The 20026-nt window shown below is 66.7% G+C and carries 20 protein-coding genes; 11 read left to right on the plus strand and 9 right to left on the minus strand.

What is annotated here, in order from left to right:
• Positions 1–218: 218 nt before the first annotated feature.
• Positions 219–1703 carry a peptidoglycan DD-metalloendopeptidase family protein gene (locus K32_RS08835; protein WP_201403659.1) on the plus strand — a complete coding sequence of 495 codons (1485 nt, stop codon included), beginning with the start codon at positions 219–221 and terminating at the stop codon, positions 1701–1703.
• Positions 1704–1773: 70 nt separating this feature from the next.
• On the opposite strand, the gene K32_RS08840 is transcribed toward K32_RS08835, so the two are convergent.
• Positions 1774–2658, minus strand: coding sequence for an ATP-binding protein (locus K32_RS08840; protein ID WP_201403660.1), 885 nt, complete (start codon positions 2656–2658; stop codon positions 1774–1776).
• Positions 2659–2987: 329 nt separating this feature from the next.
• On the opposite strand from K32_RS08840, the gene yajC reads away from it, so the two are divergent.
• The 5 genes from yajC to K32_RS08865 all read left to right on the plus strand — a co-directional run bounded on the left by yajC (position 2988) and on the right by K32_RS08865 (position 7198).
• Positions 2988–3326: a preprotein translocase subunit YajC gene (yajC, locus tag K32_RS08845; RefSeq protein WP_201403661.1), complete on the plus strand. Its 339-nt coding sequence runs from the start codon at positions 2988–2990 to the stop codon at positions 3324–3326.
• Positions 3327–3390: 64 nt separating this feature from the next.
• Positions 3391–4989 (plus strand): protein translocase subunit SecD, encoded by a 1599-nt coding sequence (gene secD / locus K32_RS08850; RefSeq protein ID WP_201403662.1) that lies wholly within the window; start codon positions 3391–3393, stop codon positions 4987–4989.
• A gap of 11 nt (positions 4990–5000) precedes the next feature.
• Complete coding sequence (gene secF / locus K32_RS08855) at positions 5001–5939, plus strand: protein translocase subunit SecF (protein ID WP_201403663.1); 939 nt, start codon at positions 5001–5003, stop codon at positions 5937–5939.
• Positions 5940–5944: 5 nt separating this feature from the next.
• A complete protein-coding gene (locus K32_RS08860; protein ID WP_201403664.1) occupies positions 5945–6343 on the plus strand; it encodes an Mth938-like domain-containing protein in 399 nt (132 codons plus the stop codon).
• Between the two features lie 12 nt (positions 6344–6355).
• Positions 6356–7198 carry a phytoene/squalene synthase family protein gene (locus K32_RS08865; protein WP_201403665.1) on the plus strand — a complete coding sequence of 281 codons (843 nt, stop codon included), beginning with the start codon at positions 6356–6358 and terminating at the stop codon, positions 7196–7198.
• Positions 7199–7220: 22 nt separating this feature from the next.
• Here the strand turns inward: K32_RS08865 and K32_RS08870 are convergent, their stop codons facing one another.
• The 3 genes from K32_RS08870 to K32_RS08880 form a co-directional block, all read right to left on the minus strand.
• The gene (locus K32_RS08870; protein ID WP_201403666.1) at positions 7221–8975 is read right to left on the minus strand and encodes a radical SAM protein; all 1755 of its coding nucleotides are present in this window, start codon (positions 8973–8975) and stop codon (positions 7221–7223) included.
• Positions 8976–9127: 152 nt separating this feature from the next.
• Positions 9128–10537 (minus strand): methylenetetrahydrofolate--tRNA-(uracil(54)-C(5))-methyltransferase (FADH(2)-oxidizing) TrmFO, encoded by a 1410-nt coding sequence (gene trmFO, locus K32_RS08875; protein WP_201403667.1) that lies wholly within the window; start codon positions 10535–10537, stop codon positions 9128–9130.
• A 197-nt stretch (positions 10538–10734) separates the two neighbouring features.
• Positions 10735–10893, minus strand: coding sequence for a DUF1127 domain-containing protein (locus K32_RS08880; RefSeq protein WP_244669911.1), 159 nt, complete (start codon positions 10891–10893; stop codon positions 10735–10737).
• Between the two features lie 271 nt (positions 10894–11164).
• Between K32_RS08880 and K32_RS08885 the strand changes: the two genes are divergently transcribed.
• Complete coding sequence (locus tag K32_RS08885; RefSeq protein WP_201403668.1) at positions 11165–11752, plus strand: hypothetical protein; 588 nt, start codon at positions 11165–11167, stop codon at positions 11750–11752.
• 102 nt (positions 11753–11854) lie between these two features.
• Here K32_RS08885 and K32_RS08890 read toward each other — a convergent pair whose 3' ends face one another.
• Positions 11855–12709 (minus strand): DUF2189 domain-containing protein, encoded by an 855-nt coding sequence (locus K32_RS08890; RefSeq protein WP_371813032.1) that lies wholly within the window; start codon positions 12707–12709, stop codon positions 11855–11857.
• Between the two features lie 237 nt (positions 12710–12946).
• On the opposite strand from K32_RS08890, the gene K32_RS08895 reads away from it, so the two are divergent.
• Both K32_RS08895 and K32_RS08900 read left to right on the plus strand, forming a co-directional pair.
• Positions 12947–14344, plus strand: coding sequence for a nodulation protein NfeD (locus tag K32_RS08895; RefSeq protein WP_244669912.1), 1398 nt, complete (start codon positions 12947–12949; stop codon positions 14342–14344).
• On the plus strand, positions 14341–15114 hold the full coding sequence (locus K32_RS08900) for a slipin family protein (RefSeq protein ID WP_201403669.1): 774 nt from the start codon (positions 14341–14343) through the stop codon (positions 15112–15114). Before K32_RS08895 ends, K32_RS08900 begins: the two co-directional genes overlap by 4 nt.
• A gap of 52 nt (positions 15115–15166) precedes the next feature.
• Here the strand turns inward: K32_RS08900 and K32_RS08905 are convergent, their stop codons facing one another.
• Complete coding sequence (locus K32_RS08905; RefSeq protein WP_201403670.1) at positions 15167–15961, minus strand: polysaccharide lyase family 7 protein; 795 nt, start codon at positions 15959–15961, stop codon at positions 15167–15169.
• 365 nt (positions 15962–16326) lie between these two features.
• On the opposite strand from K32_RS08905, the gene K32_RS08910 reads away from it, so the two are divergent.
• On the plus strand, positions 16327–16731 hold the full coding sequence (locus K32_RS08910) for a VOC family protein (protein ID WP_201403671.1): 405 nt from the start codon (positions 16327–16329) through the stop codon (positions 16729–16731).
• 35 nt (positions 16732–16766) lie between these two features.
• Here K32_RS08910 and K32_RS08915 read toward each other — a convergent pair whose 3' ends face one another.
• A complete protein-coding gene (locus K32_RS08915; protein ID WP_201403672.1) occupies positions 16767–17561 on the minus strand; it encodes a VOC family protein in 795 nt (264 codons plus the stop codon).
• Positions 17562–17884: 323 nt separating this feature from the next.
• Between K32_RS08915 and K32_RS08920 the strand changes: the two genes are divergently transcribed.
• Positions 17885–18220, plus strand: a complete 336-nt coding sequence (locus tag K32_RS08920; RefSeq protein ID WP_201403673.1) for a hypothetical protein — start codon at positions 17885–17887, stop codon at positions 18218–18220.
• Between the two features lie 36 nt (positions 18221–18256).
• On the opposite strand, the gene K32_RS08925 is transcribed toward K32_RS08920, so the two are convergent.
• Positions 18257–19372 (minus strand): winged helix DNA-binding domain-containing protein, encoded by a 1116-nt coding sequence (locus K32_RS08925; RefSeq protein WP_201403674.1) that lies wholly within the window; start codon positions 19370–19372, stop codon positions 18257–18259.
• A 5-nt stretch (positions 19373–19377) separates the two neighbouring features.
• Positions 19378–20004 (minus strand): LysE family translocator, encoded by a 627-nt coding sequence (locus K32_RS08930; RefSeq protein WP_201403675.1) that lies wholly within the window; start codon positions 20002–20004, stop codon positions 19378–19380.
• Positions 20005–20026 lie beyond the last annotated feature (22 nt).

Consider the following 20026-nt stretch of genomic DNA (forward strand, 5'->3'; position numbering starts at 1 on the left):
AAGTCGGCGCTCTGTAGCATTCCACAACCGGCTAACCACGAGTTCCCGCGGCTTTGCGGCGGTTCGGCGGCGCCCCGGCGAAATTTCGGGTCGTGCTTAAGCCTTTATAAACGTTACCGGCGTTTAGTGGCGTCATGTGTGGTGTGGCGTTGCGGGTTGGCTCGATGTACAGAAATGTCCCCTCTTTTCGGTCTCGGACTCTCTCCCAGGTCGCGTTTGTGGCGCTTCTCGCAGGACTGACTGCGGCGTGCAGCTCCGACGGTTCGCGCTACGGCTCGATCTTCACCGGTAGCACGGCCAATCAGAAGCAGATCATCGGCGGCGGGAGCCAGCCGATGCCGGCTCCGGTCGATTACAGCAATGACGTGGTGACGACGCCGCCGCCGGCGCGCTCCGTCAGTCGTTCGGACCTGCCGATGCTGCCCGGTGTGCAGCAGGGCTCGCAGCAGGTCGCCGCGGCACCCTCCTACAATGCGCCCAGCTATGACGCGCCGCGCGGCTACACCCCGCCCGCCGCTTCCGCCTCTGCCCAGCAGGCCGCCGCTCCCATGCAGGTCGCCTCGGCAGCCCAGCCGCCGCGTCGCGGCGGCGCCTGGACGACCGAGGGCGGCACCGTCGTCACGCTCGGCCCGGGCGAGACGCTCTCTTCCGTGTCGCGGCGCTATGGCGTTCCGATCAAGGAGCTGGCGCGGGTCAACAACATCGCCAATCCGTCCGCCGTCGGTACGGGCACCCGCCTGACGATCCCGACCTATGGCATGGGTGGCGGCGAGGCCGTTGCCTCGGCCGTGCAGCAGAACGCGCCGCAGGCCGGCGATTCAACCCGCCTGGTCGCCGGACCAGTCCCGGCCGCCGAGCGCAAGCCCGTCGCCTCCGGCGAGGGCGCGCCGCTCAACGGCCTCCACACGGTTTCGCCGGGCCAGACGCTTTCCTCGATCGGCCGGCTCTATGGCGTCAGCGCCGCGCAGATCGCGGCGGCGAACAACCTGACGTCGAACAACCAGCTGAAGTCCGGCCAGAAGCTCCGCATCCCCGGCAACGATCAGAACCCGCAGGCCGTGGCGCTGCGCAACGATCCGTCGCGTCGCGAGGAGAAGGCGCGCGGCGAGGATCCGAACAGCAAGCCGCTGGCCGCCAACGCGCCGCAGAAGGGCACGCAGGCCGATCCGACCACGACCGCCGCGATCGGCAAGCCGGGCGCTCCGTCGCCGGGTCTCGCCGAGGCGACCGCCGTCACCAAGCCGAACCAGCCGGTGGCCTACGAGCCGCCGTCCGAGGACAAGGCGACCGCCACCAATGCGAGCCTGGATCCGGGTTCCGCCAACGGCACGACGTTCCGCTGGCCGGTGCGTGGCCGCATCATCACCGGCTTCGGCGCGTCGGCGACCGGCGAGAAGAATGACGGCATCAACCTCGCCGTTCCCGAAGGCACCTCGATCAAGGCGGCCGAGGCCGGCACCGTGATCTATGCCGGCAACGAGCTGGAAGGCTACGGCAACCTCGTGCTGGTGCGCCATGCCGACGGCTGGGTCTCGGCCTACGCCCACAACAGCAAGATCCTGGTCAAGCGCGGCGACACCGTCCGGCGCGGCCAGATCATCTCGCAGGCAGGCTCGTCGGGCTCGGTCAACGCGCCGCAGCTGCACTTCGAGCTCCGCCGCGGCTCGAAGCCGGTCAACCCGCTGGATTATCTCCAGGGCTGACCGACCCAATCCTAGGCCTGCCGACTTCGTCTCGTGAGGGTCGGCCGGTCACAAAGCTGGTGGGGCGGCTTCAGCCCTTCAGAGCGACCCCAAGTCGCCCCGCCAGATCCTGGACATACTGCCAGGCCACACGTCCCGACCGCGCGCCGCGCGTGGTCGACCATTCCAGCGCCTCGGCGCGCAGGACCTCGGGCTCGACCTTCAGCCCGTAATGCTCGGCATAGCCGTTGACCATGGCGAGATAGTCGTCCTGGCTGCACTTGTGGAAGCCGAGCCACAGACCGAAACGGTCCGACAGCGACACCTTCTCCTCGACCGCCTCGCCGGGATTGATCGCCGTGGAGCGCTCGTTCTCCATCATGTCGCGGGGCAGCAGGTGGCGGCGGTTCGACGTCGCATAGAACACGACATTCTCCGGCCGCCCCTCGACGCCGCCGTCCAGCGCCGCCTTGAGCGACTTGTAGGACGTGTCGTCATTGTCGAAGGAGAGGTCGTCGCAGAACAGGATGAAGCGGCGGTCGAGCCCGCGCACCAGCGTCATCAGTTCCGGCAGGCTGTCGATGTCCTCGCGATGGATCTCGATCAGCTTCATCGCGTGGCCGCCCGGCAGCTTGGACGGGTCGCTGTTGATCGTCGCGTGCGCCGCCTTGACCAGCGAGCTCTTGCCCATGCCGCGCGCGCCCCAGAGCAGCACGTTGTTGGCCGGCAGGCCGCGTGCGAAGCGGTCGGTGTTGTCGACGAGGATGTCGCGCACCCGGTCGACGCCCTTCAGGAGCACCATCTCGACCCGGTTGACCTTCGGCACCGGCTGCAGAGTGCCGGTGGAGGCCTGCCAGACATAGGCGTCGGCGACGTCGGGGTCGAATTTCGGCCGGGCCGGCGGCACCGCGCGCTCGATCAGGGCGATGAGCCGGTCCAGGCGATCGGCGACGGACTTCAGGGGATCTTCTGTCACAGTGTATTTCCTCGGTCCGCGCCTTACCTCACGCGGGTCGCGAGGCCTGCGGGCGGCGCCGGCAGCTGGGGGTGAAGGCGTGCGGACGAAGGTGAAAGCCCTCATCCCGCCGTCCGGACGGGGAACTTGCCGCATGCGTGCGGAGCCTCCGGACGACAATCGCCACTATCATGCTGGCGCGGCCATTTGCAAAGGCTTGCCGCGTCGTTATATTCCGCGCCGTTTCGCGAACCGCTGTCTTTCCCTATGTGATGGTCGGCGCAAACGACGCGTCCAGACCAGACGGGCCACCAGCGGACCCGCCAATGCCACAGGGAGCACCCTTTTTCATGTTCATTACACCCGCCTTTGCGCAGGCTGCCGGCGCTTCCGCCGGTGGTGCCGACCTGCTCATCCAGTTCGTCCCGTTCATCTTCGTCTTCGCGATCATGTGGTTCCTGATGATTCGCCCGCAGCGGCAGAAGCAGAAGGCGCACCAGGAAATGATCAAGAACGTGCGCCGCGGCGACACGATCGTCCTGTCGGGCGGCCTGATCGGCAAGATCAACAAGGTCGTCGATGAATCGGAAGTTCTGCTTGAGGTCGCGGAAGGCGTGCGCGTGCGGGTTTCCCGCGCGGCGATTGCCGATGTGCGCGCCAAGGGCGAGCCGGCCAAGGACGGCGAGTAAGCCGCGTCACGCTCCCCTGAAGAAGCGGCCCGCCTAAGGGCCGAGATCGACTGGAACGGTTTCCATGCTGCACTTCACACGCTGGAAGATGATTTCGATCCTGACAGTGATCATTGTCGGGCTCCTTCTCGCTCTTCCCAATCTATTCTCCAAGGAAACCGTCGAATCCTGGCCGAGCTGGGTGCCCAAGCGGCAGCTGGTCCTCGGCCTCGATCTCCAGGGGGGCGCCTATCTGCTCTACCAGGTCGACAAGCAGGACTACGTCCAGAAGCGCCTGCGCACGCTGGTCGGCGATATCCGCAAGACGCTGCTCGACGAGCCGCGCATCGGCTATTCCGGCCTCGGCGTGCAGGGGCAGGGCGTGCAGTTCCGCGTCCGCGACCTGTCGCAGCTGCCGGAAGTCCGCAAGCGCCTGGAGAAGCTGCAGAACCCGCTCGGAACCTCGGCGCTCGGCGGTCCGGGCGTCAATGAGTTCGATCTCGACGTCGGCAGCGACGGCGTGGTGCGGATGACCTATTCGCAGGCGGGCCTCGACCAGCGGGTGCGCCAGATCGTCGACCAGTCGATCGAGGTCATCGGCCGCCGTATCGACCAGCTCGGCACGGTCGAGCCGTCGATCCAGCGTCAGGGTTCGGACCGCATCCTCGTGGAAGCGCCCGGCCTCGGCGATCCCGAGCGCCTGAAGTCGCTCGTCGGCCAGACCGCCCAGCTGACCTTCCACCTCGTCGACACCGGCGTTTCGCCGACCGCGCCGCGCAAGCCCGGCACGCTCGTGCTCGATTCGACCGATACGCCGCCGGTTCCCTATGTCGTGGAAGAAGCGCCGCTTCTGACCGGCGAGGACCTGACCGATGCGCAGGCGACCTTCGACCAGCGCACCAACGAGCCGGTCGTGTCGTTCCGCCTGTCCAGCACCGGCGCGCGCATCTTCGGCGAAGTGACGCAGAAGAACGTCAACCGGCCCTTCGCCATCGTCCTCGACGACAAGGTGATCTCGGCCCCGGTCATCCGCGAGCCCATCCTCGGTGGCTCCGGCCAGATCAGCGGCAATTTCTCGATCCAGTCCGCCAACGATCTCGCGATCCTGCTGCGCGCCGGTTCGCTGCCGGCGAAGCTGACCATCGTCGAGGAGCGCAACATCGGACCGGGTCTCGGCGCCGACTCGATCGAGGCCGGCAAGCTCGCCTCGATCATCGCCACCGTCGCGGTCTGCGCCTTCATGGTGCTCACCTACGGTCTGCTCGGCTGGATCGCCAACATCGCCGTGATCGTCAACGTCGTGCTGATCTTCTCGATCATGACGCTGCTCGGCGCGACGCTGTCACTGCCCGGCATCGCCGGCGTGATCATCACCGTCGGCACGGCCGTGGACGCGAACGTGCTGATCTACGAGCGCATACGCGAGGAGTTCCGATCCGGACGATCCGCGATCGCCTCCATCGATGCCGGCTTCCACAAGGCGCTCGGCACCATCCTTGACGCGAACGTGACCACCCTGATCGCCGCGCTCGTGCTGTTCTATCTCGGCTCTGGTCCGATCCGCGGCTTCGCCGTCACGCACGCCATCGGCGTCGCGACGACGATGTTCACGGCGTTCACCTTCACGCGCCTCATGGTCGCGATGTGGGTGCGCTGGCGTCGTCCGACCAAGATCACGCTCTGAGGGCGAAACAAATGGCACATTTTCGTATCGTCCCGGACAACACCAACATCCACTTCATGCGGATGCGGAAGTGGACGTTCCCGATCGCCGCGTTCCTGTCGATCATGTCGGTGGTGCTGTTCTTCACCATCGGCCCGAACTACGGCATCGACTTCCTCGGCGGCACGGTCATCGAGATCCAGACCAAGGAAGAGCACCCGGACATGGGCGCTCTTCGCTCCAAGCTGAACGGCCTCGGCCTCGGCGACGTGCAGGTGCAGACGATCGGCGCCGACGACTCGATCCTGATCCGCATGGGCCAGCAGGACGGCGGCGAAGAGGCGCAGCAGGCGGCGATCAGCAAAATCCGCACCGCGCTCGCCGACGAGGCCGAGTTCCGCCGCACCGAGATCGTCGGCCCGCGCGTCTCGGGCGAGCTGGCGTTCAACGGCACCATGGCGTTGCTCGTCACCTTCGCGGCGATCGCGGTCTATGTCTGGTTCCGCTTCGAATGGCAGTTCGCGGTCGGGTCGTTCATTTCGGCCGCCAACGTCGTGGTGATGACGTTCGGCTTCTATGTGGTGACGCAGCACGAGTTCAATCTGACCTCGCTCGCCGCGGTGCTCACCACGATCGGCTACTCGCTGAACGACACCGTCGTCGTGTATGACCGCATTCGAGAAACGATGCGAAAATACAAGAAGATCGGCATCGGCGACCTGATCGACCGCGCCATCAACGACATGCTCGGCCGTACCATCATCACGACCGTGACGACGCTGATCGCGCTGTTCTCGCTGTACTTCTTCGGCGGCGAGGTCATCCAGTCGTTCACCGCCGCCATGATCTTCGGCGTGCTCGCGGCGATCTTCTCGTCGGTCTGCGTCGCGGCGCCGATCCTGATCTATTTCGGCCTGCGCCAGGATCAGATGACCAAGAAGCAGGATGCGGAGGCGGCCAGCAAGGCCTGATCGGCATGGCGCTCTTCACGCGACCATCGCATTCGCTCCGGCCCCAGCACTTTCCGGGGCAGGTTCCGATCGACGTCTACGGCGAAGGGGTCTTCCGCTTCGCCGAGATGTCGCATCCGGGCTCGCTGCTCTGCCTGCCCAGCGGAATCTATGGCTGGCCGGTGACGGATGTTGCCGAGATCACCGAGGAATCGCTCGCCGATGTCATCGCCGAGGCAGCCGATGTCGCCTTGCTCGTCATCGGCTGCGGCCGGGACATCGGCGTCATCCCGAAGCTGCTGCGCGAGCGGCTCAAGGAGAGCGGCATCGGGCTCGAGGTGATGCCGACCGGAGCGGCGGTCCGGACCTACAATATCCTGCTCGCCGAAGGCCGCCCCGTCGCGGCGGCGCTCGTCGTTCTCTGATCGGTTTTCATCATGGATGTCTTCGCCCTCTGCGCCGATGAAGTGCGCGCGCACGACCGCGATCGCTTCCTGGCCGATCTGTTCGCGCCGGAAGCGAAGCGGCGCTACCTGTTCGCGCTGCATGCCTTCAATCTCGAGGTCACGCGGGTGCGCGAGCTCGTCAGCGATCCGATGCCGGGCGAAATCCGCCTGCAATGGTGGCGCGACGTGCTGGCGGGCCAGGCGCGCGGCGATGTGGCGGGGCATCCCGTCGCGGCGGCGCTTCTGGAGACGATCGGCCTCAACGACCTGCCGCGCGCCGCCTTCGACAATCTCGTCGCCGCGCACATCTTCGATCTCTACAACGATCCGATGCCGACGCTCACCGATCTCGAGGGCTATGCCGGCGAGACGGCGTCGGCCCTGATCCAGCTCGGCGCCCTGGTGCTGGCCGGTGGGCAGGATCCGCGCACGGCCGAGGCCGCCGGCCATGCCGGCGTCGCGCAGGCGCTGACCGGGCTGATGCGGGCCTTGCCCTATCATGCGCGCCGCCAGCAGCTCTTCCTGCCGGCCGACCTGATGGCGCGCCACGGCGTCGAGGCGGCCGACATCTTCGTCGGCAAGACGACGCCGGCGCTACTGCGCCTGTTGTCGGAACTGCGCGCCACGGCCCGGCGCCATCTCGCGGCCGGCCGGGCGGCGCTGGCCGGCATCGATCGCGTCGCGCTGCCGGCCTTCCTGCCGGTCGCGCTCGTCGAGCCGACGCTGTCGCTGATGGATCGCTCCGACTACGCCCCGTTCAAGACGGTGATCGACCCGCCGCAATGGAAGCGCCAATGGTGGCTCTGGCGCGCGGCCCGGAAGGGGACGTTCTAGGCGAGAGCGGCTGACTGCTCTCTCACGCCGTGCCGTGCGTCAGGATGTCGATCTGGTGGGCGTGGCGGACCGCGCCGCGCGCCGCCTCGTTCTGGTTGAAGATCTCCAGCGTCTCGGTTTCGTCGTCCGCGACCGGCAACAGCGCCGCGTCCATGTAGGTTTTCTTCGCCGGATCTGCCTCGATGCGCCGGCGCTTCAGCTCGAGCCGGGCGAAAAGCCAGAGCAGCTTCGCACTCTTGGCCACCGTCTCGGCGGCATGGCGCGGATAGAAGCGCCAGGCGGGCTCGATCGGCAGGCCGGGCCGGCGGTCGAGCCGGTCCTTGAAGCGGATGACGCCACCCTGCAGCGGATGCACATTCTCGACGTCGACAGAGGTCGAGAACCACATCAAAAGCTTCTGGATGCTCTTGGTCCGGACGCCTGTGGCGGCGGCGCGGCGCAGGATCGTCACCATGTGCTCCGGCGAATAGAACAGCCGCCACGCCTCGCGATAGATGCCTTCCCATTCCTGCTGCGACATCTGGCTGTGGCCGGTGACGGCATGCTCCAGGTCGTATTTGTTGAGGTCGGCGTCCATCGCCACGCCCTTGCGGTGCAGGGTCTGGTGGTCCTCGGAACCGGGCAGCGGCGTCAGGAAGAAGAATTCGAGGATATCCAGCGGCAGCTCGCGCTGGATGATGCCGATATCGCGGCGGATGCTTTCCGGCGTGTCGTTCGGGAAGCCGAGGATATAGCCGGCATAGGTGATGATGCCCTCGTGCTTCCAGTCGAGCAGCATTTTCCGGTATTCGGTGATCTTGTTCTGCCGCTTCTTCGCCGCCATCAGATTGTCGGGGTTGATGTTCTCCAGCCCGATGAAGACGCGGCTGACGCCAGCGCGCTTGCACTTGGAAATGAAGTTCGGGATCTTGTGGCAAAGCGTGTCGACCTGGACCATCAGGCCGATCCACATGCCTTCCTTCTCGCGCAGCGCGATGATGCGGTCGAGGATGATCTCCCAATCCTTGTTGCGGGCGAAATTGTCGTCGGTGATGAAGTAGTTGTGGATGCCCTGGGCGAGGTTTTCGCGGATCAGCTTCTCGATATCGTCGGGCGAGCGGCGGCGCGACTTGCGGCCCTGGACGTTGATGATCGTGCAGAACGAGCACTGGAACGGGCAGCCGCGGCCGGCGTCGAACGAGGTGTTGCCGCCCAGCGTGCGGGCGACATAGCCGGCGGGCAGGAACGGCGGCGGCGTGCCTTCGACGCTCGGCAGTTCCTTCATGTAATTGTAGAGCGGCTCCAGCGTGCCAGCGGCGGCGTCGAGCAGCACGCGGTCCAGCCGCTCCTCCGCCTCGCCGGCGAACAGGCTGACGCCGATATCGAGCGCCTGCTGAAGGTCGACATGCAGGTCCGGCAGCATGGCGAGGCAGCCCGAGACGTGGAAGCCGCCCATCGCGACCGGAATGCCGGCCTCACGCAAGGGGCGGGCGAGATCGAGCGCGCGGGGATATTGGTTGGACTGGACGCCGACGAGGCCGACCAAGCCGAAATTGCCGTTCTGGCGGAATTCCTCGACGATCCGCTCGACGCGGACGCGGGTGTTGGTCTCGTCGATCGCGCGGACGTCGAGAGTGACGTCTTCGCCGAGTACCTTGCGATCCTCGCAATCGGCGGCAAGCCCATAGAGGCTCGCCAGCGAGTTGGACGGGATCATCGAGCGATGCCAGCGGATCACATAGCCGTCGTCGTCATAATGCGACGGCTTGATCAGGATCAGGAGAAAGCGCCGCGTCATCGGCGACGCCCGGAACGCACATCGGACTGCATGTCTGGCTTCCCCGTTGTGGCGGTTCTAGCGCATGCGAATGCCCGGTTCGGGCATGGGTAGATGGACGTTACCTTACGGAGTGCCGGCGCATTCGGCAATGCCATGCGCCGGCATCTGGTTTATTCGGCCGCGGCGACCGAGGCGTGGCCGTTCAGCCAGGCCGAGGCGTCGGCGCGGGCGCGGGCCGTCAGCGCCTTCTTCTTGGCGACGGTCTTGTCGGTGCCGCGCAGCTTGACGCCCGGCTCCTTCGGGATCTCCACCGGCGGGAACAGGCCGAAATTCACGTTCATCGGCTGGAACGAGCGGCTGCCGGCTTCCTCGTCGACGAGGTGGCCGCCGGTGATGTGGCCGAGCAGGGCGCCGAAGGCCGTGGTGGCGGGCGGCGGCACCGGCACTTCGCCGAGCCTCTCGGCGGCGGCGAAGCGGCCGGCCAGCAGGCCGATGGCGGCGGATTCGACATAGCCCTCGCAGCCGGTGATCTGGCCGGCGAAGCGGAGCCGCGACTGCGCCTTCAGCCGCAGCAGCGGATCGAGCAGCTTCGGCGAGTTCAGGAAGGTGTTGCGGTGCAGGCCGCCGAGGCGCGCGAACTGGGCGTTCTCGAGGCCGGGGATCATGCGCAGCACGTCGGTCTGCGCGCCGTATTTCAGCTTCGTCTGGAAGCCGACCATGTTGTAGAGCGTGCCGAGCGCATTGTCCTGACGGAGCTGGACGATGGCATGCGCCTTGACGGTCGGGTTGCGCGGATTGGTGAGACCGACGGGCTTCATCGGGCCGAAGCGCGGCGTCTCGCGGCCGCGCTCCGCCATGATCTCGATCGGCAGGCAGCCGTCGAAATAGGGCGTCGAGGCTTCCCAGTCCTTGAAGTCGGCCTTGTCGCCGGCGATCAGCGCGTCGAGGAAGGCGTTGTACTGCGCCTCGTCCATCGGACAGTTGATGTAGTCGGCGCCGTTGCCGCCGGGGCCGACCTTGTCATAGCGCGACTGGAACCAGGCGACGTCCATGTTGATCGAATCGAAATAGACGATCGGCGCGATGGCGTCGAAGAAGGCGAGCGCGTCGGCGCCGGTCAGGCCGCGGATGGCCTCGGAAAGCGCCGGCGAGGTGAGGGGGCCGGTCGAGACGATGACATTGTCCCATTCTGCCGGCGGCAGGCCGTCGATCTCGCGGCGGTCGATGGTGACGAGCGGGTGGTCTTCCAGCGCCTTGGTCACGGCCTGCGAGAAGCCTTCGCGGTCGACGGCGAGCGCGCCGCCGGCGGGCACCTGGTTGCTGTCGCCCATGCGCATGATGAGCGAATTCGCCATCCGCATTTCCGCGTGCAGCAGACCGACCGCATTGGTCTCGGCGTCATCCGAACGGAAGGAGTTGGAGCAGACGAGCTCGGCCAGGCCGTCCGTCTTGTGCGCGTCGGTCGCCCGGACGGGACGCATCTCGTGCAGGACGACGGGAATGCCGCGATTGACGACCTGCCAGGCTGCTTCCGAGCCGGCGAGACCGCCACCGATGATGTGAATGGGATCTGTTTTCATGGCGCGGAGATTATTGCGCCGGAACCGTTCGGACAACCGCGCAAAGCGCGAAGAAGCCCGGACAAAAGAAAACGCCCGTCGGGGAGGAGGTCGACGGGCGTTCTCTTTGGGTGGCGCTTCGCGAGGGAGGAGGTTCGCTGGCGCCGTATCGCGGGGAACGAGGGAGGAGATTCGTTCCAGGCGAATTCTGTATTAGCTTAGTAGCCTGCAGACTGCTTGGCGAGCTGGCTGATGTCGCCGCGATTGATGCCAAGGTCATTGAGTTCGCGGTTGGTCAGGCGCATCAACTCGCTGTAGGTCTCGCGGTACTTGCGCCAGTTCTTGTAGGAAGCGAGGATGTTCACGGCCACGGTCATATTCCTTCGGACAATCGGACATTTGGGGCAGCGGGGAAGTTCTGTTTCGGTCCCGCCGTCCTTGTTGATCCGAATATAGGAGAAGGCGCCGGAGAGGAGCACTGCGAGAATTCGCATGGCTGTCTTGCGCATGATGCAGGGCAACAATCGCTTCTGATTAAATGTTGCACCGCAATATTGCCCAAATCGGTTGCATCGGGGCAGGATGCGGTCGCGGTCAGGTGGCAATCAGCCAACCTCAGATAGCGATCCGCATGGGGGAATTCCGGGAATGTCGAAGAGAAGCGCCCTCGGTGGCATCGCCGCCGGGCTGATTCTGGCGCTGGCCGGGCCGGCCGCCGCCGAGGCCCTGCAGCCGGTCAAGATTCGCTACTGCCATGGCTATGGCTGCCGCATGAAGTCGCCGGTGACCTTTTCGGTCGCGGATCTGAACGCGCTGAAGCGGATCCTCGACAGCGGCCGCGGCAGCGCGGCGGCGGAGCGGGCCGCCATATCGCGCGCCGACCAGTGGTACGAGCGCAAGGCCGGCGCGCAGACCGGCACGTCGAGCGACCGCGCCAAGGGCGATTTCGGTGTCTACACGCCGCTGTCGCAGCTCGACTGCGTCGACGAGATGACCAACACGACGACGCTGCTGAAGCTCCTGGCCCGGCATGGCTGGCTGCGCCACCACACGGTCGGTCCTTCGGCCAGCCGCGGCGTCCTGTTCGACGGCCGCTACCCGCACAACACGGCGACGATCGTCGAGACGGCGACGGGCAAGCGCTGGGTGGTCGACAGCTGGGTCCGGGCCAATGCCGAGCCGCCTGACATCAAGCCGCTCGACGTCTGGAAGCGCGAGGGAGGCCGACGCGGCTAGCCTGCTCCGAAGAGGCCGAACGCGGGTTCGGGTGGGAAAAAAGGATCCGGCAGGGGAGCCTTTCATCGTCTCGAGGACGACGAAAGGCTCGTCTGCGAGGGCTCACGGCGTCCAGCGACTGGGCCGCTCGGGGGCGACTTCCGGAACGGGCGCGGCGACGACCTTGCGGTAGAGGTGCCAGGTCGCATGGCCGAGCACGGGCAGCACGACGGCGAGCCCGAAGAACAGCGGGATCGAGCCGAGCGCCAGGCTGACGGCGACGATCAGTCCCCAGAGCGCCATCGGACCGGGATTGGCGAGGACGGCGCGGATCGACGTCAGGATCGCCGGCGCCAGGCCGACATCGCGGTCGAGCAGCAGCGGGAACGAGACGACGCTGATCGTCAGGACCAGCAGGGCGAACAGGAAGCCGACGCCGTTGCCGACGAGGATCAGCGCCCAGCCTGCCGGCGTCGTCAGGACGCGGTGCAGGAAGTCCGGCATCGACGCCGCCGCCGCATAGCCGAAATTGGCGACATAGATGGCCTGCGCCGTGGCGACCCATACGAAGAAGATCACCATCAACCCGATGCCGAGCATCAGGATGGCGCCCATCGACGGCGAATGACGCGCCTCGAGGATCTTCGGTAGCGAGACGTCGAGGCCCTGTTCGCGCCGGCGCGACAGCTCGTAGAGCCCGAGGGCTGCGAAGGGGCCGAGCAGCGCGAAACCCGCCATCAGCGGAAACAGCAGCGGCAGGATGTCGGAGCCGAATACCGCGCGGCCGATGAAGAGGCCGACGACGGGATAGATCACGATCAGGAAGATGGCGTGCGTCGGGTAGGCCGAGAAATCGCCCCATCCCTCCCTGAGCGCGTCGCGGATGTCCTGGATGGTGATGTGGCGGACGACCGGCATGCTGCTGTCCGGCGACGTCGATCCGGTGATGAGATGCGAATGGGCCGAATAGTCACTCATATTCGCGGCCATGAACGTGCTCTCCTGATCTGCCCCCCAGTTGAGCGAACACCAGTCCTGGCCCGGACATGCCTTTCGGTCGGCCGCGCCGCGACCCGTGCTGTGACACTTTAGCGCAGAAGCGCCGGCCGGGCGATCCCGATTTTCGCGCGTCCGGTCGCGCCGCTTCCGGCGCGGGCGCGATGATGTGGAAGCGGCAGCGATCCGCACCCATATGTTGTACAGGGAGCCCTGAGCGTGAAACCTGCACGCATCGCCCTGTTCGCGGCCCTTGTCGCCGCCGCCTCGATCCCGCTTCCGGTCGCGTCGCAAGCTCCGCCTCCGGAAGCCGGGAACGCGCCGCGCGTGGCTCTCGCGGTCGACGTCGACGGCGCGATTGGCCCGGCCACCGCGCGTGAAATCAAGGAAGGCCTGGCGGTCGCCGAAGCGCGGCGCGCGGAAGTCGTGATCCTTCGCCTGAATACGCCGGGCGGCCTCGCGACCAGCATGCGGGAGATCATCGCCGATCTCATCGCCTCGCCGGTTCCCGTCGTCGGCTATGTCGCGCCTTCCGGCGCGCATGCCGCCAGCGCCGGCACCTATATCCTCTACGCCACCCACATCGCCGCGATGGCGCCCGGCACCAATATCGGCGCCGCGACGCCGGTCGAGCTCGGCACGCCCATTCCCGGACTGCCGGCGGGCGGGCCGCCGAACGCGCCGCCGCCGAAGACGGGCGGGGACGTGGAGTCAGCCAAAGCGACCAATGACGCTGTCGCGCTGATCCGAAGCCTGGCAGAACTGCGCAAGCGCAACGCCGACTGGGGCGAGAAGGCGGTGCGCGAGGCGGCGAGCCTCTCCGCCGATGCCGCGCTTCAGGCTGGCGCGATCGATCTGGTTGCCCGCGACGAGGCCGACCTGCTGCGGCGGATCGACGGCCGGACGGTCGAGGTCACCGGCGGCGCGCATCGCACACTCGCCACCGGCGACATCGCTATCGAGCGCTATGATCCCGGCTGGCTGATCCACCTGCTCGCCGTCATCACCGATCCCAACATTGCGGTGCTGCTGATGCTGGCCGGCGTCTATGGCCTGATCTTCGAGTTCGTCAGCCCCGGCCTGATCGCCCCCGGCACGGTCGGCACCATCTGCCTGCTGCTCGGTTTCTACGGGCTCAATCTGCTGCCGATCGACTACACCGGCCTGGCGCTGATGCTGCTCGGCCTCGTCTTCCTGGCGATCGAGGTCTTCAACCCGACCGTGGTGCTCGGGCTCGGCGGGCTGGTCTCCTTCCTGCTCGGCTCCGCCATGCTCCTGCGCGTGCAGGCGCCTGGTTTCACCCTGTCGCGGCCGATCCTCTGGGCCGTCGCCATCCTCGTCTTCGGCCTGTCGGCGCTTACCGGCCGCGCGCTCTGGCGCATCCGCAGCCGCCCGGCCCTGGTCGGCGGCGAGGCGATGCCGGGCATGACGGCCGAGGTGATCGATTGGGACGGCGCGACCGGCCATGTCTTCGCCCATGGCGAGCGCTGGAGCGCGCGCGGAACCGAGGCCCTCGCGCCCGGCGAGAGCGTCGAGGTGGTGGCGATCGACGGCCTCGATCTCTCGGTTCGCCGCAAGGCCGGCGACGAGGCCGAACCCGATGGAGAACGTCCATGACGCTGATCTACGTGCCGTATCTGATCATCCTGGTGCTGGCGATCGTCTTCCTGATGGCGGCCATCCGCGTCCTGCGGGAATACGAGCGGGGCGTCATCTTCACGCTCGGCCGCTTCACCGGCGTGAAGGGGCCGGGGTTGATCGTCCTGGTGCCGTTCGCGCAGCAGATGGTGCGGGTCGATCTCCGCGTCATCGTCCACAACGTGCCGCCGCAGGATGTGATCTCGCGCGACAATGTTCCAGTCCGGGTCAATGCGGTGCTGTATTTCCGCGTCATCGATCCGGAGCGCGCCATCATCCGCGTCGAGGACTTCATGGCCGCGACCAGCCAGCTGGCGCAGACGACGCTCCGCTCGGTGCTCGGCAAGCATGAGCTCGACGAGATGCTGGTCGAGCGCGACCGGCTCAACGCCGACATCCAGTCGATCCTCGACCGGCAGACCGAACCCTGGGGCATCAAGGTCGCCAATATCGAGATCAAGGACATCGACCTGAACGACAACATGGTGCGCGCCATCGCCAAGCAGGCCGAGGCCGAACGCCTCCGTCGCGCCAAGGTCATCAATGCCGAGGGCGAGCAGCAGGCGGCGGAGAAGCTCGTCGAGGCCGGCCGCATCCTGGCGGGCGAGGCGCAGGCGATGCAGCTTCGCTATTTCGCCGCGCTGCACGATATCGCCGGCGAGCGGACCTCGACCATCGTCTTCCCGCTACCGATGGACCTTCTCGCGCATTTCCAGCGCATGACGACACCGCCCGAGGCGCGCGGCTGATGCGGACGGCGTCGCCGCGACGCCGGATCGGCGTCGCGGCTACTGCATCAGCTCAGCTCGCCTTCAGCCCGCCATAGGCGACAACGGCATCCGCGCCGCCACGGGTGGAATCCTGATTGTAGTTGCCGGCCTTGAAGTAGAGCGCGATGCCCTCCCAGCTCTTCCGGGGGAAGGCATAGGTCCTGTCGACGGATTGGCCGTGAGCGCTGATCTTCAGCGTCACCTTGATGCCGGTCTTGTCGCCCGAAGCCGTCAGCGTATAGGCGATCGGCTCATTGAGCTTCACGCCCTTGAAGAGCGTGTCGAATTTCTCCTTGTCGCCGAAATTCGTCTTGATCCCGGCGACGACCGTGCCGTCGTTCCAGCGCAGCTTGAACAGTTCGGAGCCGCCGACCTTGTCGCCATGGATCTGGGCAAAGATGATCGACTTCGTTTGCGGGTTCTCAATGATATAGGCGGTGCCGGACTGCGTGTATTCGAAGGTCTGGCCAGCCTTGAACTCGGTCTTTCCGCGGAGCTCGCTGCGCGGATAGTGGCTGTTCGGCGTCGTGCCGTAGCCGGACGGCACCTTGAAGACGACGGCGCCCGCCGGCACCTTCTTGTAGCAATGCGCGGCATCGAAGCAGTTGGAGAAGAAGTAGGGGTTCTGCGACGTCTGCGTGATGGGCGTATAGCTCGTCTTCCCGTCCGCATCGAAGGACTGCAGCGTATAGGACGCCGCCAGTCCGGGATTGTCCTGCGCGGGCGTCGTCGCGGCGCTCGCCGCGAAAGCAGAGCCCGAGGCGATGGCGACGGCCGCGGCCGCCAGGCGGGGGAGGGACGTTCTGAACTTCGGGAGGATTGGCATGAAGCGATCCGATCGGAGGTTGGAACGCCGCCATCTAGACCTTCTCCACCGCCCGCTTCCAGTGCTCGAAGGGTCGGGAACGAAATCGTGAAGAAGAACGCCCGTGCGGCGACGATAATTCCCCAACGAAAGAAAACGTCCAAGTTGTATCTTGCGAGAGGCGCGATCGTGTGAAGTAACTGCTTCACGATCGTGCTGCGTATTGATATGGTGAGGCAGGATAGGGAGAGGCTATAGGTTTCGAGGTTGTCTTAGGGTCTCGCGCGGGTGCCGCATATCGCCATTAGTACTAGGAGGCAAGGCTCGTTGTTGGGTATTTGTCTGCCCCAGAAGTTCTCCACGTCCCGGTTGGTGGGAGGCCCGATATGATCGCGATCGACCATCTGGATCACCTGGTGTTGACCGTGGCCAGCATCGAGCGCACCTGCGATTTCTATGCGCGTGCGCTCGGCATGACGGTGGAGACGTTTGCCGAGGACAGGGTTGCCCTGCGCTTCGGGCGCCAGAAGATCAACCTGCACAAGGTCGGGCACGAGTTCGAGCCGAAGGCGCGGTTCGCGGTCGCCGGTTCGGCCGATCTCTGTTTCCTCGCCAGCACGCCGCTCGAGGATGTCGAGGCGCATCTGGAGCGGGCGGGGGTCGACGTCGAGCTCGGCCCGGTGCTTCGCACGGGCGCGATGGGCGCGATCCTCTCGATCTATCTTCGCGATCCCGACGGCAATCTGATCGAGATCTCCAATGCGAGCCGGGCGTCCGGCGCGGCCGGCTGAGTCCGAAGGCGCGCCGGCCGTCACCAAAAGGCCGATCAGGCGTGACCCTGGCCGCGCGCGCCGACCAGCGCGAACATCGCGCCCTGCGGATCCTGGCACTGGATGATCCAGGCGCCGCCGGGCACTTCCATCGGCCCGTTCAGCACCTTGCCGCCACCGCTCTCGACGCGGGCGGCGGCGGTGTCGACGTCGTCGACGTTGAAATAAAAGAGCCAGAAGGTCGCCGGCACGGAGCGGGGCCGGTTGAACATGCCGCCGGCCGCCTGGCCGCCATCGACCGAGAAGAGCTGGTAGGTGCCCATCTCGCCCATGTCGATCGCCTCGCCCTTCTTCCAGCCGAACATCGCCTCGTAGAAGGCGAACGCCTTCTCCCAGTCATCGGCATAGAGTTCGTGCCAACCGATATGTCCCGGCGTGCCCATCTCGGCCGGCTCCGGCGGCTCGCCCTGCATCGGCAGCGGCTTGAACAGCGTGAAGGCGGCCTTTTGCGGGTCGGAGACGACGGCGAAACGGCCGACCTCGGGAATGTCGGTCGGCGGGACATGCACCGTGCCGCCGAGGCTCGTGACCTTGGAAGCGGCCACGTCGACATCGGCGACGGAGACATAGCCGAGCCAGTTCGGCGGCGCGCCCATCTTGCGGGCCTGCTCCGGCAGGTCCATCAACCCGCCGATCGGCTGTTCGCCGATGGTGAAGAGCGTATAGGCCATGTGGGGCTGCGAGGCGTCGCGCGTGCCCCATCCGACGACCGAGCCGTAAAATACCTTGGCTCTGCCGGTATCGGTGGTCATCAACTCGTACCAGACGAAACGGCTTGCAAGATCGGTCATTCCGGCCTCCTTCCGCTGGGGAATACTGTTTTTACACGAGATGTCGCGGCGGTGGAAATCAAGCGTCGCGGCGGACGCTGGCCCCCGGCCAGGTTCGCCGGGGCGCGGTCCTGCTCCGGAACGACAATGCGCCCGCCGCCATGCCGTTGCATGCCAGGGCGGGAACCGTGACGGCGCCTTTCCATTGAGGCATGGGAGAGACGAGGGATAGCAATGCCGTTCTGTCGCAATTCCGACGTGATGCTGCTAGTCTTTGCCGTCCATGTATCGTCGCGTCCGGCGTCGGCCCCCGAACGAAACGCTTTGAACAGAGAAAACTTCCCATGAATCATCGAATTCCCGCAGTGATCGCAGTGCTGGCTGCTGTCGCGTTGGCTGGCTGCGTGTCGTCGCCGCGGCCGGTGCAGGTCTCGGCGCCGCCGGGACTGGCGTCGTCGGAGGCACTGACCTGGGTCCGCAAGGACGGCCAGAGCGGCCGCGCCAATCCGGCGCTCGCCGACCAGTTCGCCGCCGATCGCGCCGCCTGCGTCCGCGCTCCCGGCGACAACGCCGCGCTGCGCGAGGCCGAGTCCTGCATGGGTCAGCGCGGCTATGCGCTGGTGCCGGCATCGCAGGCAGCAGCTCGCGCGGCCCAGTACCGCCGCATGGCCGGCTACTGATCCACCGTTTGGGGGAAACATCGTCGGCGCGCCGCACTATGGCGCGTCGGCGAACCTTATGTCGCGCGTCCGCGCGTCAGGCTCGTGGAAGGCCAGCAGGGCCTCGGCCCCCCGCGACAGCGCCGCCCGATCCTTCCGGCCGAGGGTCGCGAGCGGCGAGATTGAAAGTGTGGCTGCTCCCTTGTCGCGGTCGAGCCGCCAGCTGCCGGCGACCCGGCCGTCGATCAGGAAGGCGGGCAGCAGGCCATTCTGCTTCTTGAAATGCAGCCGGTGTCCGTCGTCGATGACCCGGCGGCGGTCGTCGTGCCCGAGCAGCGCATTGTCGTAGTCCGGCAGGAAGCGGGCTGGCGCCTCGCCATCTTCACCCGGCCGCGGCGCATCGGGCAGATCGTAGAGAACGCGGCCGTCCTCATCCCGGAATTCGGTGAGCTGCGGCCGGAGCCGCGCCACCGCGCCGGCGAGCCGCGTCAGCCCCGACCATGCCTGCATGTCGGTGACCGAAGCGGGGCCGAACGCCGCCAGATAGCGCAGGATTGTGGCGTCGGGCGCGTCGTCGCCAGAGAGTGTCTCGCCGGTCCAGCTTTCGATCGTCGTCGAGATCGCCAGCCCGCCCCGGCGCCAGAGCCCGCGCGGCGTCACCTGCACCAGCGGCAGCACGGCGCGCACCGCCTGTGACAGCGCATGGCCGTCGCGGTCCGGAAAATGAGGCGCAAGCGCGTCGGCCAATTCCCTGTTGGAGCGGGGCTTTTCCTCGACCAGGCGACGACCCGTCCGCATCAGCGCGGCCATGTCGATGCTCGCCAACGCTCTTCCATAGACGCTGCCGGGCGTCATGTTGCGCTCAAACACCTTCTGCACGACTGGTCGAAGCATCAGCGCGTCGCGGACGGTGACGAGATGCAGCGTGCCGCGCATCAGCGCGATGCGGACCAGTTTTCGCGACTGGGTGAGTTCCGAGACGGCCTCGGCGTCGAAATCGTTGAGACGCGACCAGAGCGCGACATAGGGATTGCCGGGGATCTGCGACTGCAGCCCGAGCAGACGCTCGATCGCCGCCTCGGGCGGAAGATCGACGCGTTCGAGCAGCATCTGCCGCGCCAGGAGCGCCCGGTTGAGGGCGCGTCGCGACAGCGTGGCGGGCTGCCCGGACATCTCGGTCAGCGCGCGTCGAGGAGGAGGCGGATGCCGAGTATGCCGATCACGGCGCCGGCGGCACGATCGATCCAGCTCTTGGCGCCGAGATAGAGCGCGCGCGGCCGGGCCGACGAGAAGGCGAGGGCGACCAGCGCGTACCAGCCCGTCTCCTGGACGAAGATCAGCGCCGGCAGGGTGAGATCGAGCCAGAGCGGCCGGGTCGACGGCAGCAGCGCGGCGAAGACGGCGCCGAACACGGCGATGATCTTCGGGTTGCTCAGCTGGGTGGCGAGCGCCAGGCCGAAGGACCGGCCGAGGCTGCGGGCGTTCGAGCCGCCGTTCCGCGCCACCTCGATCGGCTCCTTGGCGCCGCGCCAGATCCGGATCGCCAGATAGACGAGATAGACGCCGCCCGCGATCTTCAGGACCAGATAGAGCCCGGCCGCCTCGGTCATCAGCGTGCGCAGGCCGAGCAGGGCGAGCGCCCCGAACAGCATGGCGCCGACGCCCATGCCGAGGGCGGCGGCGATGCCGTCCGCTCGTGACTGCGCCACGGCGGTGCGCACGACGAAGACGAAGCTCGGGCCGGGGCTGATCGCGCCGATCAGCAGGGCGCCGAGAATGGCGAAGAGCGCGGCAAGCGGCGTCATAGGGTTTCCTTCGGGGCGGGGC

Source organism: Kaistia sp. 32K (assembly GCF_016629525.1).
GTDB lineage: Bacteria > Pseudomonadota > Alphaproteobacteria > Rhizobiales > Kaistiaceae > Kaistia.

Coding starts and splice junctions, on each gene's coding strand:
- yajC (WP_201403661.1), top strand. CDS start 2,988: ATGTTCATTACACCCGCCTTTGCGCAGGCTGCCGGCGCTTCCGCCGGT.
- secD (WP_201403662.1), top strand. CDS start 3,391: ATGCTGCACTTCACACGCTGGAAGATGATTTCGATCCTGACAGTGATC.
- secF (WP_201403663.1), top strand. CDS start 5,001: ATGGCACATTTTCGTATCGTCCCGGACAACACCAACATCCACTTCATG.
- K32_RS08860 (WP_201403664.1), top strand. CDS start 5,945: ATGGCGCTCTTCACGCGACCATCGCATTCGCTCCGGCCCCAGCACTTT.
- K32_RS08865 (WP_201403665.1), top strand. CDS start 6,356: ATGGATGTCTTCGCCCTCTGCGCCGATGAAGTGCGCGCGCACGACCGC.
- K32_RS08870 (WP_201403666.1), bottom strand. CDS start 8,975: ATGACGCGGCGCTTTCTCCTGATCCTGATCAAGCCGTCGCATTATGAC.
- trmFO (WP_201403667.1), bottom strand. CDS start 10,537: ATGAAAACAGATCCCATTCACATCATCGGTGGCGGTCTCGCCGGCTCG.
- K32_RS08880 (WP_244669911.1), bottom strand. CDS start 10,893: ATGACCGTGGCCGTGAACATCCTCGCTTCCTACAAGAACTGGCGCAAG.
- K32_RS08885 (WP_201403668.1), top strand. CDS start 11,165: ATGTCGAAGAGAAGCGCCCTCGGTGGCATCGCCGCCGGGCTGATTCTG.
- K32_RS08890 (WP_371813032.1), bottom strand. CDS start 12,709: ATGAGTGACTATTCGGCCCATTCGCATCTCATCACCGGATCGACGTCG.
- K32_RS08900 (WP_201403669.1), top strand. CDS start 14,341: ATGACGCTGATCTACGTGCCGTATCTGATCATCCTGGTGCTGGCGATC.
- K32_RS08905 (WP_201403670.1), bottom strand. CDS start 15,961: ATGCCAATCCTCCCGAAGTTCAGAACGTCCCTCCCCCGCCTGGCGGCC.
- K32_RS08910 (WP_201403671.1), top strand. CDS start 16,327: ATGATCGCGATCGACCATCTGGATCACCTGGTGTTGACCGTGGCCAGC.
- K32_RS08915 (WP_201403672.1), bottom strand. CDS start 17,561: ATGACCGATCTTGCAAGCCGTTTCGTCTGGTACGAGTTGATGACCACC.
- K32_RS08920 (WP_201403673.1), top strand. CDS start 17,885: ATGAATCATCGAATTCCCGCAGTGATCGCAGTGCTGGCTGCTGTCGCG.
- K32_RS08925 (WP_201403674.1), bottom strand. CDS start 19,372: ATGTCCGGGCAGCCCGCCACGCTGTCGCGACGCGCCCTCAACCGGGCG.
- K32_RS08930 (WP_201403675.1), bottom strand. CDS start 20,004: ATGACGCCGCTTGCCGCGCTCTTCGCCATTCTCGGCGCCCTGCTGATC.